Genomic DNA, 16067 nt, shown 5'->3' on the forward strand with positions numbered 1-16067 from the left:
ACGCTAGACGGCGGTGACGACGTCTGCCTCGGTGGCCGGCGCTGCCGGCACCGCCGTGACCGTGGCCGTGGTCGACCGCCGGCGGCGCGGAAGGAACGCGGCGATCACGGCACCGGCCAACGCCGCGATGGCACCGATGCCGAAGCAGAGCGTGAACGCGCCCTCGCCGGGTAGCCGAATCCCCTCGAACGCGGTGGTGTTGCTGGCGAGCACGGTGCCCATGAGCGCGGCCGCCACGCTGCCGCCGACCGAGCGGGTGAGGGCGTTGAGACCGACCGCGGCCGCCGCGTCCTGGGGTGGTGTGGCGTCCAGGATGAGGGTGGGCATCGCGGCGTAGCCGATGCCGACACCGGCGGAGCCGACACACATGACGATCAGCAGCTGCCACGGGGCGTCCATGAGAACCACGCCCAGGCTGTATCCGACGGCCAGGACCAGCGCGCCGATCACGAGGGTGATCCTCGGGCCGGTACTGCGGATCAACCTGCTGGAGATCGGGGCGAACGCGAGCATCATCAGGCCGGCCGGAGCCATCCACAGCCCGGTGGCCTGCAACGACTGGCCGAGACCGTAGCCGGTGGCCGCCGGCAGCTGGAGCAGCTGCGGAATCACGATGGACTGCGCCATCATGCCGAAGCCGACCGCCAGGGCCGCGATGTTGGTCATCAGCACCGGCCGTTTCGCGGTGGCCCTCAGGTCGACCAGCGGCTCGTCCTGACGCAGCTCGACGAAGACCCAGAGCACCAGGACGGCCAGGCCCCCGGCGATCGCACCGAGGGTGCGGGCATCGCCCCAGCCCCAGGCGGTGGCCTTGGAGATACCGACCAGGAACACGACCAGGCCCACCGCGAGGCCGAGCGCGCCCAGCACGTCGAAGCGGCCCTCGTGGCCGTCATGAATGTGCGGGATGGCGACAGCCGCGAGCACGAACACGACCGCGGCCACGGCCGTCGAGACCCAGAACACGGTGTGCCAGCCACCGACGTCGACGATCCAGGCGGCCAGCGGAAGGCCGATCGCACCGCCGACCCCCAGGGTGGCGCTCATCGCGGCCAGGGCCGTCGGCGCCATCCGCGGCGGGGTGATCTCCCGGATGAGCGAGATGCCGACCGGGATGAAACCGATCGACATGCCCTGCAGGGCACGGCCCACCAGCATCGGTGTCAGCGAGCTCGACAGCGCGCACACCAACGACCCGACGATGAGCGCACCCGCGCTCGCCATGAGCACCCGCTGCTTGCCGAACAGGTCCGCGAGTCGACCCGCGACCACCATGAACACCGAAGCGGCCAGCAGGGTGACGGTGACGACCCAGGCCGAGTTGGACGCCGAGGTGCCCAGCAGACGGGGCAGCTCGGTCTGCAGCGGGATCACCAGCGTCTGGGTGAAGGCGGTGGCCATCCCGCCGATGCACAACGCGATCACCGACACGATCGGCGGCGCCGTCCTGGCACCCGAGGCAAGCGACATGATCCAACTTTCGTCCGCACCTACATGCTTGATACATGCAACGTATGCATAGTACATGCATGTGGTGCTGACGTCAGACCAGGCCGAGTGACAGGCGATACACCCGCCGCAGCCGACGGGCAGGACCGTACGGTCCGGTCGCCCAGACGAGGTGGGCAGTGCCAGGCGGGGCGGAACGCCGTGTCAGAGCAGACCGTCGTCCGACAACGTCACGGTCTGCACGCGGTGGACGCCCTTCTTGCGGACGACGGCGTCACCGGTCACCCGGACCCGGCAGGCCAGCCGCAGGTTGCCGACGCCCATGAGGTCGGATGCGCCCACAACGTCCGCGGGACCCGCGACACCCTCGACGCCTGCGGCACCCTCCATGCGCGCGACACCCTCCATGCCCGCGACACCCTCGACGCCCGCGGCACCCTCGACGCCCACGAGACCGCGAGGCGGCCTGCCGGAGAGCAGGGGCTCAAGAGCGCCGACCTCCTCGGCGTCTGGCGCGACGAGATGCTCGGCGCCACGGACGACCTCCAGGCGGCAGACCGTGCACGCCCCCTGCCCATGGCAGGTCGTGGGCCAGTGGTACCCAAGCCGCCACGCGGCCTCGATGATCGTCTCCCCGGATTCGACCGTGAGCTCGACACCGAGAGGCTCGACGCGCACCACCGGTCCACCCGGCCGCGGATCCTTCACACCTCCATCCTTCCTCGGCCGCCGGCAACGCCGTCGACGACGGCTTCAGACGGTTTCGGTGGGCGGGGTCCTGGACGAGAGGGGTACCGAGCCGACCTTCCGGAATGGAGTAAATACTCACTACTTAAATCTCGCCCACCACCAACACCCGCGTCGCCTCTCCCCCGTCACGGCGGACGAGGAGACCCACGCGGGGCCGGTGGGACAGACCTCCGGGAGACAGACGTCGGTGGAGCAGGGCCCGACGGGTCAGACCCGACGAGTCAGACCCGACGGGTCAGAGCAGCTCGAGGATGGTGGCGTTGGCCTGGCCGCCGCCCTCGCACATGGTCTGCAGGCCGTAGCGGATGCCGTTGTCACGCATGTGATTGACCAGCGTCGTCATGATCCGGGCACCGGAACCGCCGAGCGGGTGGCCGAGCGCGATCGCGCCGCCGAGCGGGTTGAGCGCCTTCGCGTCGGCGCCGATGTCGGCGAGCCAGGCCAGCGGTACCGGAGCGAACGCCTCGTTGACCTCGAACGCGCCGATGTCGTCGATCTTGAGCCCGGACCTGGTGAGCGCCTTCTGGGTGGCGGGGATCGGCGCGGTCAGCATGATGACCGGGTCGCTGCCCGCGAGGACGGCGGTGTGGATCCGGGCGATCGGCCGAAGGCCCAGCTCGGCGGCCTTCTCGCTGGTGGTGATCAGCAGCGCTGCCGAGCCGTCGGAGATCTGGGAGGAGTTCGCCGCCGTGATCACGCCGCCGTCCTCCACCGTCCTGAACACGGTCTTCAGCTTCGCGAGGCCCTCGACGGTGCCGCCGCGGCGGATGCCCTCGTCCTTGCTGATGACCGTGCCGTCGGCCAGCGTGACCGGCGCGATCTGCGCGTCGAACCGGCCCTCGTCCTGGGCGGCTGCGGCCTTCTCGTGGGAGCTGATCGCGAACTCGTCGCACTGCGTCCGGGAGAAGCCCCAGCGTTCGGCGATCATCTCGGCGCCGACGCCCTGGTCGGGAAAGGCGTTGTTGTAGCGGGCGAGGTAACGCTCACCGAACGGCACCTTGTCCATCAGCGCGCTGCCCATCGGCACCCGGGACATCGACTCGACGCCACCGGCGATGACGAAGTCGTAGTGGCCGGCGACCACCCCGGCAGCGGCGAAGTGCACCGCCTGCTGGGACGACCCGCACTGCCGGTCGACGGTCACACCGGTCACCGTCTCCGGGAAGCCCGCGCCGAGCGCCGCGTTACGGGCGATGTCGAACGTCTGCTCGCCGACCTGGCCGACGCAGCCCCAGACGACGTCCTCCACGAGAGCCGGGTCGACGCCCGCGCGCTCGACCAGCGTGGACAGCACGTGCGCGGACAGGTCCGTCGGGTGCACACCCGACAGCCCACCGTTCCGCTTGCCGACCGGCGTCCGCACCGCCTCGACGATCACCGCATCACGCATGACGACGTCCCCTCAGTTGGCAGCGTTGCTGAGTATGCATTCACTCTTGCAGACGACGCAAGTCGTGGCTAACCCCAGCGCGGGCACGATGCTATTCGCCTGCCGGTTGTCACGGAGGTCGACCGACTCCACCGCCAGCGCCACCAGGGGTTTGGGGGCTCATCCCAATCGAGGGTGTGGTTGCGGTCTGAACCCGTCGGTCTCCAGCAGCGATCTGGCGCGCCCGCGCATCGCTGCTCCCGACGAAGAATGGAGGATCTTGGCTGCTGCGGCAACCGAAATCCTCGCTTCTTGCGGATTGCCAAGTGCCATGCTTCGTCGGCCAGCCGGATGGCCTTCAGGGGCGGTCCGCGTCATCCTGTCGCGGCCGCGGTGAGCCGTGGGCAGAGGCCGCTGCCCGCTGAGGCAGGCCCATCTGTGCGAGGACTGCCCTCCCCAGCGGCTCGTCTGGGTCGCCGAGAGTCTCAGGAAGATCGAAGTGGTTCCGGCCGGGCACCACCAGATCGACCGGCGCGATGCCGGATCCGGTCAGTGCCGAGACGAACTGCCGGTGCTGGGCGGCGAAGGCCGACGTCTCGTTGTCACCCCGAGCGATGATCAACGATGGGACGGCGCCGGTTCCGCGGAGCCGGTGGAACGGGCTGTTGCGGGCCGCCTCGGCGGCGGTGAGCCTGATCTGCTCCCCCACGTACGTGTGACGCAGCGGTTCCAGATCGTAGATTCCGCTGAGCAGACAGGCACCACGGATCACGTCGGTGGGGTGCAGCGGGGCGGGAAGCCATCCGTCCACCAGGCACATCGCGGCAAGATGGGCCCCGGCGGAGGATCCGCTCACGAAGATCCGCCGCGGGTCGACGCCCAGCTTGGCAACGTTCCGGAACAGCCACAGGACGGCCTCGCGGACCATCGCGACGATCTCGTCCAGCCGGTTCGCGGGTGCCAGCCCATAGCCGAGTGCGGCGAAAGCCGCGCCGCGCGAGACGAAGTCCGGGGCGGCGAAGGACGAGTCGGCCGCGCTCAGCTCCTGCCAGTAGCCCCCGTGGATGAAGATCTGCAGCGGCGCCGCGGGCTCGGGTCCGGGCGCAGCCGCGGGGAACGCGGAGACTGCGGGAAAGAAGTGCAGAATCCGGTCGGGGCCGGCGCCGTAGGGGATCTCCTGCCAGGCCAGGTCTGCGCGGGCCCGCGCCGAACCGTCCGCGTACGCGCGCAGACAGGTCCGCAGGTCCGGCACGGTCAGGCTGGGCGAGTACGCCCGGTCGCGCAGGGCTCGTTCGTCGGTCGTGCCGGCGTCGGTCGCGGCGGCAGCGGTCGTGCCGGCGTCGGTCGTGGCGGCAGCGGTCGTGGCGGCGTCGATCCTCCCGGCGGCGGTCATACCGGGGCCGATCCGCCGAAGCAGGTTCTCGCTTCCCAGAGCTCCGGATAGAACTTGAGCTGGGCCCGGCCCGCCAGATAGCTCGCGCCCGCGCTACCGGCCGTCCCGGGTCTCACCCCCAGCTGTCGCAGCACCGTCAGCTGATGGCGCTGGCGCCAGCTCGACCACATCTGATCATGCCCGATCAGGGCTTCGGAGAGTTCCCACAGCTCGCTGTACCGATCATCCCCGGCCGCGATCTCGCACAGGGCCGCGGATCGCTGCGACGCGGTGGCGACGGGGAAGCCGGCCCTGGTCAGCAGGACGACGAAGGCGTCCCACAGGTCCGGTTCGGCCAGGCGCCGGCTCAGCCGCCGACGATCCTCGGCGGTCAGCCAGCCGGCCCGGGCCAGCCAGCCGTGGTCGTCGGCACCGGAGAGGAACTCGATCTCACGGAACTGCGCCGACTGGAAGCCGCTGGACGTCCCGAGCGAGCCGCGGAACTCCAGAAAACCGTGCGGGGTCATCGTGTCGACGACATCGACCTGGTTCACCAGCACGCGCTCGATCTCATGGCAGCGGCGCAGTCGCAGGCGGGCGCGGTAGGTGTCACCGCCGAGCATTCTGTCTCGGACGTCGGCCAGCTCGAACAGCAGAACCTTGAACCACAGCTCGTACACCTGGTGGACGGCGATGAAGAGGAGTTCGTCGTGAGCGACCGGCAGGCTCCTGCACCGCTGCTGGTCGAGCATTTCGGAAAGACGAAGATAGCTGGCGTACGTGAGACCGTTGTCCCGGCCGACAGAAGCCTGATCGACAGAAGGCTGCACGGTGGCGGTGTCCTCACTCGATGCCATGGACGGCGAAGGTCTCTCTCACTGCAGGAAGGTCGAGAACACCGGCGGATTCACACATACGCCGGGTGGCCTGCGCGACCGCGCCGATCCGGCTGGCGGTGGCGGTGCCGCCGTAGACGTCCCGGAGCACGCCGTCGGCGGTGGCTTCGTCGAGGCCGGCGAGCAGGAGGGACGATCGGACGGGGGCGGCGTCCCAGGCGATGCAGGCCTCGATCAGGGGTGGCAGCGCGTGGCCCACCCGGGTCCGCAGCGCGGGTTCCAGCTGGGACCACAGAAGGTGGAAGAAGCCCGCGAAGAAACGATGGTGGCGCCCCTCGTCACGGGCATGGTCCCGGGTGACGTCCCGGACCGCGGTGACCACCCCGGGATTCGTCGGAACCTCGTTGAGAACCGCTGTTATCAGCGTTTCGAACACGATCGTCTGCAACAGGTGAGCGAGCGTCGGCTCATCGGGCAGAATGGTGTGCGCGGCCAGGTCGAGCTGTTCGACGAAACCACCGTAGTCCCACCGGGGAATCGGGATCCCGGTGACAGTGGCGATCTGGTCGGCCAGGTCGAGGCTGTACAGGGAGTGATAACCCTCGTCACAGTAGATCTTGTAGGCGTCCAGCCGGTGGGAACGGGGCACCTCGAAACCGAGCCGGTTGCCGGCGATCAGCTCCGCGCCGCGGTTCACGACCCGGGTTTCCAGCTCGGTGGCGGACAGCAGGAACTGGTACAGATGACGGACGGTGAGTTCCCGCGACGCGGAGTCCGGCAGCGTACGGACGGCCTCGTGGGCCAGGTAGGGAACCAGCTCAGGGGGAAAGAAGACCAGCCCCTCCTCCAGCTCCCGGTGGAAGGTCCGCCGGGTTCCACCGCGCACCCCGGCCGCGTCGTACCAGTCCTTCATCGGCGCGCCCGCGCCCGGGTCTGACCGCGGCGGCTTCGTCGTCATCGCCGGCCCTCGGCGCTCTCATACCGGCCGCGGTCGGCGGAACGGAACGCGAACGCGGGCTCGGCCTCGAACACGGGCTCGGTCGCGGCCTCGGCCTCGGGCGCGGACGCGGACGCGGACGCCGGCACGGACGCGCACAGGCCGCCGAGCAGGCGAGCGATGCGGTCGACGCCCTGCGACACGACCGCCGGCGCGGTGGCGAAGCAGAGCCGGAACCAGCCCGGATCCGGGCTGGCGAAGAGGCGGCCCGGCAGCACGTTGACACGGGCCTCGTCGAGGATTCGCGCCCACAGCTCGTCCTCGGCGGCGAAGGTGGGTTCGGTCAGCCACCCGCGCAGATCGACCCACAGGGAGAACCCCGCCTCCACCGGGACGAAGGGAATGCCCGCGACCGTCAGCAGACCGGCCGCCGACCTGTAGGCGCGGCCGAGCCGGCGACGGCTCTCCGCGAGAAAACCGATCACCCACTCCCGGTCGGCAAGCAGGTCCCGCAGCAGGGCCTGGGTGTCGGTCGAGGTCGCGGCGAAGTAGGCGAGCGCTCGCGCCGCGGCGCAGACCTGCGGATCCGGGCTGCACAGGACGCCGATCTTGAGGCCGGGCAGTCCGAAGTCCTTCGCGAAGCCCCACACGACGTGGACCCGTCCGGTTCCGGCCGCCCCAGCCTCGGGGTCGAGGGCACTGACGAAGGAGCTGTCACCGAACACGGAGTTCGCGTAGATCTCGTCCACGACGACGTCCACCCCGTGCCGCGCCGCGACCGCCACGATCTCGCGCAGTACCCGCGGGGGCAGGACATGACCGACCGGGTTGCCGGGTGACGCGAGGGCCACAGCACGGACGGTGACCCCACCTGCCCGCGCCGCGGCCAGGGCTTCGTCCAGCACGTCGGGCGTTACCTGGAAGCCCTGGTCAGCCCGCACGGGTACGGGTAGCAGCCGGGCTCCGGAACGCCCGACCAGATCGACGTCGAACGCGCTGTAGTAGGGGGCGGGCACGACGATCGCCTCGCCCGGGTCGCACAGGACGGTGGCGATGACGTCGAGGGCACCGGTCACGCCGCTGACGACGACGAGGTGGTCGGGGTCGATCTCCGTCCGGCAGACGCCGCCGAGGAAGCGGGCGAGCTCCTGACGGAAGGCGTCGGTGCCGTGCAGCGGGCCGTAGTGGGTGTCCGCGGCGGTCAGCGCCCGCCGGGCGGTCAGCCGCGGGGCCAGCAGGTCCCAGACCAGGCGGTTCTCCGCCGTCCCGAGGTTGATGTACCCGTCGGGGCGCAGCCGCGCGTCATAGGGGTACGCCTCGGCGCGGAAGTGGGCGACGGCGATCGCCGGCGGCTGGGCGGCCAACGCCGCCGCGCGCCTCGACACCATCACAGACCCACCGGGCGTCGACCCGGGGCCTCGTCGGCTTCCGCTCCGGTCTCCGCGTGCCGCCCGGTGAGCTGCCGTGCGGTGAGCAGCCCCGGGTGCACTCCCAGGCCCATCGACGCGTCGACAACCGCGCCGTGCAGAACACCGGAGCCGTCGGCGCACAGCCACCACACCAGCTCCGCGATCTCCTCCGGCCGGATCAGCCTGCCCTTCGGCAGGCTCGCCTCGAGGTCGAGCCGGGCCCGCGGTGACAACCCGTCCAGGGTGCTTTCCCGCAGCATCGGGGTGTCGACCGCGCCCGGGCAGACCGCCATCACATCGACCGGGGAATGCGCCGTCTGGGCCGCGAGATGGCGAGTGAGGTAGGTCAGCGCCGCCTTGCTCATACCGTCGACGATGTCGAAACCGGGAAACTGGGCCAGGCCGCCGCCAACGCTGGAAATATTGATGATCTTCCCGTGGCCACGCTCCAGCATCCCCGGCAGAACCTGCCGGATCAGCCACAGCGGGCCGATGCTGTTGATCCGCAGAAACGCCTCGTCCCGGTCGAGTGGATCCGCGACGTACCGTTCGATGCTGCGGGTGCCCACAGCAGCGTTGTTGACCAGCACGTCGACCGGCCCGGGGAGCGCCGCGAGCAGGCTGTCGTGGCTTTCCCGCTCCCCCTGGCGGAACTCGAAGGCACGCACCTCGCCGCCGCCGCACAGATCCTTCGTGATCGATTCCGCGGCGTCCCGCCTGGAGTGATAGGTGAACCACACGTTGTCCCCGGCGCGGGCGAACCGCGCCACGGTGGCCAGGCCCACCCCACTCGACCCGCCGGTCACCAGAACGTTTCGCGGCATCGCGTCCTTTCCTGAGGCATCGCCAGTGGTCGGGTCTGCCATGCCCTGCGATCAGGGCACGCAGGGACAGGCGGGTCGGACGAGGCGTGCCGTCCGGGCCGAGAACGTGTCGGCTGCGACGACACAGGTGATCCATATCCGCAGAGGCGAACTCTAGCAGCAGTTTTGCTCCGCATCTGCGGATTCGTGACCTGCGAAGCAGCAGTAGCACCGCTGGACAGTGCGGCCACCCGGCGCCATCCTAAGCGGGCGCTTACCCAAGGCGCCCACCAATGCTGATCACGGATGGGAGACGGTCGCATGCCTGAGGCAGTCATCGTCGCTGCGGCACGCACGCCGATCGGTCGCGCGGGCAAGGGGTCCCTGAAGGACCTCCGGCCCGACGACCTCGCGGCCTTCATCACGCGGGCCGTCGTCGAGAAGGTGCACGGGCTCGACCCGAACAGCATCGACGACCTGCTCCTCGGCTGCGGGCTGCCCGGCGGCGAGGCGGGCAACAACATGGGCCGCGTGGTCGGCGTCCTCAACGGGTGGGATGCCGTCCCCGGCGCCACCATCACCCGTTACTGCTCGTCATCGGTGCAGACCACCCGGATGGCCTTCCACGCGATCAGGGCCGGGGAAGGCGACATCTTCGTCTCGGCCGGCGTCGAGACCGTCTCCCGGTTCGGCAAGGGCACCTCCGACCACATCCCCGACACCGTCAACCACCTCTTCGACGACGCACAGACGCGCACCGCGGCGACGGCCAGTTCCAACGAGACCTGGCACGACCCCCGTGCGGACGGCCTGCTCCCCGACGTCTACATCGCGATGGGCCAGACCGCCGAGAACGTCGCCACGCTGCGCGGCATCTCCCGCCAGGAGATGGACGAGTTCGCCGTCCGCTCGCAGAACCTCGCGGAGAAGGCCATCGCGGACGGATTCTGGGCCCGGGAGATCACCCCGGTCACCACACCGGACGGCACCGTCGTCACCACCGACGACGGCCCCCGCGCGGGCGTGACCTACGAGGCCGTCTCCCAGCTCAAGCCGGTCTTCCGCGAGAGCGGCACCGTCACGGCAGGCAACTGCTGCGCGCTGAACGACGGCGCCGCGGCGGTCGTCGTCATGTCCGACAGCAAGGCCGCCGAGCTCGGCCTCACCCCGCTGGCCCGGATCGTCGCCACCGGCGTCTCCGGCCTCTCACCCGAGATCATGGGCCTCGGTCCGGTGGAGGCCTCGAAGCGGGCACTCGCCCACGCGGGCATGACCATCGACGACATCGACCTCGTGGAGATCAACGAGGCCTTCGCGGCGCAGGTGATCCCGTCCTACCGGGACCTCGGCATCGACATCGACCGGCTCAACGTCAACGGTGGCGCGATCGCCGTCGGCCACCCGTTCGGGATGACCGGCGCCCGCCTGCAGAACACGATGCTCAACAGCCTCGACTGGCACGACAGGACCACCGGTCTCATCACCATGTGCGTCGGTGGCGGCCAGGGCATGGCTCTCATCCTCGAACGCCTCTGACCCTCGAACGCCGCTGAACCTCAAAGGCCGTTGAACCTCAAAGGCCGCTGAGCGCGGGACGGAGTGTGGAGGTGAGTCCCGTGCTCAGATGCGCTGATGAAAGCGGTCCCCGGGTAGCCGGGAACCGCTTTCACCGAAACCTCAGGCCATCCTAACGAGCATCACGCATGGTACGGGTTGGAGTACGCCTTGAAGGCGTTCCACATCGGCGAACCGGCTCCCCCGCCGACATCGGGCGTAATTGACGTCGGATCGGTGCCGCCACGGAGGAAGTCCCAGTAGGTGACCCCGGCATTGGTCGAGTTGTTCAGGAACGCCGTGTACATCGGGCCCAGCAGCGGAGCGTTTCCGGCGTTTGTTCCGGTACTGCCGCCGCCACAGCAGAACCCGCGCTCACCCGCGTACCACGGCTTGTTGAGAGCAGCCGCTGCGCCGGCGGTGATGGTACAGGCGCGCGCCTCGCAGGAGTTCGTCGGGCTGGAGTAGCCGTGATACGAGATCAGGTCGATGTTCGAGCTGGAGCTGTAGTTCTGGATCACGCTCTGGTTCGAGTCGTTGTTCCCGGTTCCGGTGCCGACCAGCACGTTGGGGTTGTCCGCCTTGATGCGGGCGGCCATCGCGTCGTTCCACGCCTTGAAGTTGGCGTCCCCGGTGTTCGCCTCGTTGGCCGGCTCGATGATCGCGACCGTCTCGTCGGTGTGGCGGGTCACCACCGCGTCCAGCCAGGCGATCTCCGCGGCGCTCGGGGTCGCGCTGTAGGTGGGATGCAGCCCTGTGCAGTCCGAAAGGCCGTTCTCCAGCACCAGGTCGAGGTAGTGGCCGTGCGCATGCGCAGCGTTGTAGATGACATCGAGAGCAGCCAGCCTCGTGGTGTCCACGCTGGTACCCGAAGGCATGGCCCATATCCGGACCATCGTGTGCGCGGGAAGCGCCGCGAAGATGGCATCGGCCTCCGCGGCGGTGGGCAGCTCACCCGGCCGACATCCGGTGATCGCGCCGTACCAGTTGAATCCGGTGAACTTGTACTGTGCACCGTTCAGGCGAAGCTGTGAACCTGAGCGTGTGATGCGACCGGAGCTCGTCGCGGCAGGTGTCGTGAACGTCTGGTCCCCCGAGGACGCCGAGCCGGACCCGTTGGACGCAACCAGACGGTAGTGATAGGTAGTGCTCGGTGAAAGACCACTCACCGTTTCGGCGACGGTCGCGCTCGACCGTGTGCCAGAAACCCACTGGTCGCTCGACGCAGGCACCCTGGAACCGTACGAGGCCGTCGTCCCGTACTCGAAATGGTACGAGGTCGTCCCGTTCTTGGGATCGATCACGGCGTTCAGCTGGGCGGAACTCGCGGTGATGTTGCTCGCGCTCAGGCTGCTCAGGCCCGGCACTCCACTGATCGCCGGAGACAATGCAATCGCGCTGAGCACTCCGTAGTTCGCCGTGGCAGCCGGAAAACTCACGTCGAGCACGCCGTTGCTGCCGATCGTGACGTCGTGATCCTGCTCGTCGGCCGTCCAGGCCGCATCTCCCGAGTCCTTGTAGATATCGAACTCGTCCATGATCGTCGCACCGTTGGCGACCACGTCGAAGACCCGTTGGCCCTCCGCGGCCTCCCAGGTCGCACGGAAGTACATGTGCAGCACCGCCACGCCCGGCGTCAGTCCCGTGAAGTGGTAGCTGAACACGCCCCACCGCTCCGTGGCATACAGTGCGTCGTTGTTCGTGTTCGGCAGGGAGTGGGGCGTGTAGTCGATCGTCCCGCCCGAGGTCTGCGTCGACGGCCCGGGATCGGGCGCCCACACGTTTCCGTCGACGTCGGTGAACGACGACGTGGCACCGATACGGTATCGGAACTGCGCCGGCCAGGGGCCGAATCCCTCACTGTCGCCGATTGGATTACACGCGGCAATGACCGGCGTGAGGACGGAAAAAATGCCGATGACACACAGGGTTCGCCAGCGCTTGAACTTCGATAACACCGAGGACCTCACCTGATGACGGAAACACCTGACAGGGTGATGACCCACCGGGGCACGGCACGACCGTCACCCTTTACGAATATCGGGCTGTGCGGACGTCGAGATTCCCGGGCGGGCGGTCCGCGCGGCCGGGGCGAGCGCCAGTAAACCGGCATAAGCTCTCCACAAAATGGGATCGGCGGCACCCCGCGACACCAGGGAGCAGCAATCACAATTCAACCGGAGCACCAGAAACAAATCAGGCATGGTGCGTCGAAATATATTCGCCGGAACAAATCTGCCGCGCTCATGCTATCGACGCGAGGAAAATCGGCAAGACGTTTGGCCGGAACCGGCCAAACGGTTGTACCTGGCGGGGCGATGGCTCCGACACAGAAGTTCGGGTAACTCTGCGTATCTGCGGCTGGATTGCGCTGGTCAGCGCCTGCGCAGATTCCCAGGTCGAGCTGAACAAGGAAATCTTGCTTTCAGAAAGCCGGGCGGATCCCCGGCCGGGCGGGGCCGGAAGAATCCACCCGGGTACTCCGGAACAGCTGCTCCGGGGCCGAGGCCGGGGTGAGTGCCGCCGCACCCGTCCTGGTGTGGCGACAGGCGAAGACGACGCCTCTCGACAGGTGGCAGGAAGGTCCCGTGCTCAGAGCGTGAAGGTGAGCGCCAGCGCGCCGGCCAGTAGCACCGCGGCGGAGAGCACGTAGCGGGAGACGAACGTCCAGCACCGGACGGTGCCCGCCGCCGTGCCGCTCACCGTGCGCAGCTCGACATACGGTTCGGGGCCGCGCAGATACCAACCGGTCACCTCGACGTCTTCGCCGACGAAGGAGCTGGCACGGGTGGCTCCGAACAGCAGGCCGGCCCCGGGCAGCGGATTGTCGTATTCGACGGTCACGATCGCACTGCCGTCGTCAAGAACCAGATTCGATGAGGCCACGAATCCGCCTCGGCCGACAATCGTCCCCCGCAGCCTGACCGGTATCGCGGAGACCGGGCCGGCGTCGAGGCGGTCCAGCAGGTCGGCGACCCGCGCGACCGGCTCCGGGGTGCCCAGCGGCGCCCGCAGCGTCGCGCGGATCACCAGCAGCACGCCGGCGGCTGCCACCAGCGCGGAGACGAGTGTCAGGTTGGCCTGGCCAGGATCGCCCTTGAAGGCGAAGAAGGCCGCGCCGAGGCAGAGCCAGCCGCCGAAGTGCACCGGCAACTCCGCCAGGAACTGCGCCCGGGCCCGCAGGCGCCCTTCGGCACTCGCCTGTGCCGCGCTCCGAACCCCGCGCCACACCCGAGGAGCGCCGGGCAGGCCACTCCCCTCCAGGGCCGCTATCCGGGTCGCGACCAGCGGATGGGTCGACAGCAGCTCCTGCCAGCGGGCCCAGGGGCTGGTGACCTCGAAGCGCAGTGCCCGCACCAGCCGCTCCGGTGGCAGCTGCGGCCCGGCCGGGTCCAGCGACGGCGCCGAGCCGGCGCTGGCGATGCCGAGCGCGCCGACCGCTCGGGTCCGGCCCTCCTTACGGGCCAGACGCCTGGCCTGGCGATGGTGGTCGTTCTCGCGGAGGTCCGCGACGCGCTCGGCGAGAGCCCGGTCCCGCTCCCCCATCCCGTACACGATCTTCACCAGTGCCGAGCACAGGGCGTCCCCGTCACCGGTCGCCGCGCAGGAGGCATGATCGGCCCCGAGCTCCCGGGCCCGGGAAAGACCGAGCAGCGCCAGCTCGGAAATCAGGTAGACGACGAATCCGAGGATCCTGACCGGGTCGTTCCCGCCGGACTGGTCGCCACCGCGCGCCCCGGCCGTGACGTAGTACAGCAGGGCGGGCACCACCGACGCCGCCGTCATCACCGCGAAGTCGCGGTTGCGGATGTGGCCGATCTCGTGCGCCACCACGGCTTCGACCTCGCTGTCGTCAAGGCGGTCGAGCAACCCGCGGCTGATCCACACCCGGGCGTCGCGCCGGGTATGACCGAAGGTGAAGGCGTTCGGGTCGCCGTCCTCGACAATGCCGAGCCGGACCAGCGGAACCCCGGCCAGCTGGCACTGCCGGGCGACCACCGCGGCGACCGGCTCGTCGCTGAGATACCCGTCCTCGCCTCGTGCCAGCTCGTGCGCCGGCACCAGCCATTCCACCAGCCACGGCCCCACCAGGAACTGCACGACGGCGAGGACCGCCACCACGGCCAACGGCACGAGGAACGGCACGGGGGTGAAGAAGGTGAGCAGCCAGCAGCCCACAATCAGTACGCCGCCCAACAACGACAACCCGGCCGCCGAACGCCGCCAGACATACCCTGCCACGCCCGCCCCCTGAACTTGCCCGACCAAACAAACGGGACTACCGAGCCGAACAACGCTACTGCGAACCGGATCCGGGCGCAGCAGAATTGCGCAGCTGAATTCGCGCACTGTCCAGTGACGCCGCAGTGGGACGGGTCAGGTTGTCGCCGCCCAGAACAGTCGCAGGTTTGCTCCGCATCCAGCGCGATGCCGTTATGTCTGACGCTGACGTTCGTGTTGCGGACACCGTTCAGTGGTCCTGCGGTGGTCTGATGCGTTTTGCCCCCGACAACCGTTGATTGGGGGCTGTTCGCGTAATCGGAGGAAGCGTGGCCGCTGGTAGTGCTCACGGCGTCGGGCCGGCAACGGTCCGTCGCGGATGGGGGATGATCGGGCGGACGACCTCAACACCCGCCACCCGCTCCTGAGCGACTCGATCAAGGAGCAGCTCGACGCCTACCGGGCGGACCTGCCGGGCGCGCCGACCGAGACCTGGCACGACTTCGACGGCTCCGCCGCCGTGACGGGCTCCGGCCTGGCCCTCACGGTCCAGGTGAGTGAGGTGCAGGCCACCGACTTCGCCTGGCTGCGCGACATCGGGCTCCTCCTCGCCACCACCGCGATGGTCTACGCCATCCGTTTCATCTGCATGGCCGCCGCCGTCGGACCGCTGGGGGCGGCCGCCCCGGTGCTCTGCACACCGCTCGACGGGTTCTTCGGGACGCTCATCGGCGGCGCGATCAGGAACGCGGTTACCGGCAACTGGAACAACTGGAAGGCGTGGGCCATCGTTCTGGGCGCAGCCATCCTGGCTGGACGATCAGCCAGATCAGCCAGATCGCGTCCTGCACGGTCCGCACCTACCAGCCGAACATCGTCACGCTGCACATCGGCACGAACGACATGGCGCGCAACGTCTCGGTGGCCGGTGCCCCGGACCGGCTGCGCACCCTGCTGCGCAGGATCTTCGAGGCCGCCCCGAGGACGACGGTCATGCTCGCCACGCTCATTCCGTCCACGACACCGGCGACCATGAACCGCATCCAGGCGCACAACGCCGCCATCAGGTGTGGCGGTTCGGCAGGGGGGCACTCCGAGCTGGCGGGGCCAGGTCAGACCCCGCGGAAGCGGTTGATTGCCGTCAGGTGACGAGCCCGGGTCTGCTCGTCACGAACACCCAGCCCCTCCTCCGGCGCCAGACACAACACCCCGACCTTCCCCTGATGCGCGTTGCGATGCACATCGAACGCCGCCTGCCCCGTCTCCTCCAACGGATACACCCTCGACAACGTCGGATGGATCAACCCCCGCGCCACCAACCGGTTCGCCTCCCACGCCTCCCGATAGTTCGCGAAATGCGACCCCAC

General features: G+C 69.1%; 13 protein-coding genes and 1 pseudogene. 2 read left to right on the top strand and 12 right to left on the bottom strand.

Annotated elements, in window-relative coordinates; translation table 11 throughout:
- Nucleotides 1-3 precede the first annotated feature (3 nt).
- The 8 genes from AWX74_RS27235 to AWX74_RS27270 all read right to left on the bottom strand — a co-directional run bounded on the left by AWX74_RS27235 (nucleotide 4) and on the right by AWX74_RS27270 (nucleotide 8946).
- Nucleotides 4-1470 (bottom strand): MFS transporter, encoded by a 1467-nt coding sequence (locus AWX74_RS27235; RefSeq protein WP_091282826.1) that lies wholly within the window; start codon nucleotides 1468-1470, stop codon nucleotides 4-6.
- Between the two features lie 183 nt (nucleotides 1471-1653).
- Nucleotides 1654-2157, bottom strand: coding sequence for a 2Fe-2S iron-sulfur cluster-binding protein (locus tag AWX74_RS27240; RefSeq protein WP_091282827.1), 504 nt, complete (start codon nucleotides 2155-2157; stop codon nucleotides 1654-1656).
- Nucleotides 2158-2434: 277 nt separating this feature from the next.
- Nucleotides 2435-3589 (bottom strand): thiolase family protein, encoded by a 1155-nt coding sequence (locus tag AWX74_RS27245; RefSeq protein ID WP_091282829.1) that lies wholly within the window; start codon nucleotides 3587-3589, stop codon nucleotides 2435-2437.
- A 337-nt stretch (nucleotides 3590-3926) separates the two neighbouring features.
- Nucleotides 3927-4961: an alpha/beta hydrolase gene (locus AWX74_RS27250; protein ID WP_091282831.1), complete on the bottom strand. Its 1035-nt coding sequence runs from the start codon at nucleotides 4959-4961 to the stop codon at nucleotides 3927-3929.
- Entirely contained in the window at nucleotides 4958-5770 is an 813-nt protein-coding gene (locus AWX74_RS27255; RefSeq protein ID WP_242666441.1) for a tryptophan 2,3-dioxygenase, read from the bottom strand. The genes AWX74_RS27250 and AWX74_RS27255 overlap by 4 nt, the downstream gene beginning before the upstream one ends.
- Before the next feature lie 13 nt (nucleotides 5771-5783).
- On the bottom strand, nucleotides 5784-6734 hold the full coding sequence (locus tag AWX74_RS27260) for a diiron oxygenase (RefSeq protein WP_165615796.1): 951 nt from the start codon (nucleotides 6732-6734) through the stop codon (nucleotides 5784-5786).
- On the bottom strand, nucleotides 6731-8101 hold the full coding sequence (locus AWX74_RS27265) for an aminotransferase class I/II-fold pyridoxal phosphate-dependent enzyme (protein ID WP_091282836.1): 1371 nt from the start codon (nucleotides 8099-8101) through the stop codon (nucleotides 6731-6733). Before AWX74_RS27265 ends, AWX74_RS27260 begins: the two co-directional genes overlap by 4 nt.
- Nucleotides 8101-8946 (bottom strand): SDR family oxidoreductase, encoded by an 846-nt coding sequence (locus tag AWX74_RS27270; RefSeq protein WP_091282838.1) that lies wholly within the window; start codon nucleotides 8944-8946, stop codon nucleotides 8101-8103. Before AWX74_RS27270 ends, AWX74_RS27265 begins: the two co-directional genes overlap by 1 nt.
- A gap of 300 nt (nucleotides 8947-9246) precedes the next feature.
- Here AWX74_RS27270 and AWX74_RS27275 point away from each other — a divergent pair, with 300 nt between their 5' ends.
- Entirely contained in the window at nucleotides 9247-10461 is a 1215-nt protein-coding gene (locus tag AWX74_RS27275; protein WP_091282840.1) for an acetyl-CoA C-acetyltransferase, read from the top strand.
- Between the two features lie 161 nt (nucleotides 10462-10622).
- Here AWX74_RS27275 and AWX74_RS27280 read toward each other — a convergent pair whose 3' ends face one another.
- The 3 genes from AWX74_RS27280 to AWX74_RS40885 form a co-directional block, all read right to left on the bottom strand.
- A complete protein-coding gene (locus AWX74_RS27280) occupies nucleotides 10623-12437 on the bottom strand; it encodes a malectin domain-containing carbohydrate-binding protein (RefSeq protein ID WP_165615797.1) in 1815 nt (604 codons plus the stop codon).
- 634 nt (nucleotides 12438-13071) lie between these two features.
- On the bottom strand, nucleotides 13072-14721 hold the full coding sequence (locus AWX74_RS27285) for a zinc metalloprotease HtpX (RefSeq protein WP_242666442.1): 1650 nt from the start codon (nucleotides 14719-14721) through the stop codon (nucleotides 13072-13074).
- Nucleotides 14722-15327: 606 nt separating this feature from the next.
- Nucleotides 15328-15489, bottom strand: a complete 162-nt coding sequence (locus AWX74_RS40885) for a hypothetical protein (protein WP_207550424.1) — start codon at nucleotides 15487-15489, stop codon at nucleotides 15328-15330.
- On the opposite strand from AWX74_RS40885, the gene AWX74_RS27290 reads away from it, so the two are divergent.
- Complete coding sequence (locus AWX74_RS27290) at nucleotides 15481-15849, top strand: GDSL-type esterase/lipase family protein (protein WP_207550425.1); 369 nt, start codon at nucleotides 15481-15483, stop codon at nucleotides 15847-15849. The two genes, AWX74_RS40885 and AWX74_RS27290, sit on opposite strands and share 9 nt — an antisense overlap.
- Here the strand turns inward: AWX74_RS27290 and AWX74_RS27295 are convergent.
- Nucleotides 15813-16067 (bottom strand): annotated as a pseudogene (locus tag AWX74_RS27295) (crotonyl-CoA carboxylase/reductase); the annotation flags it as partial. The gene AWX74_RS27290 and the pseudogene AWX74_RS27295 overlap by 37 nt on opposite strands.

This window comes from Parafrankia irregularis (assembly GCF_001536285.1).
GTDB lineage: Bacteria > Actinomycetota > Actinomycetes > Frankiales > Frankiaceae > Parafrankia > Parafrankia irregularis.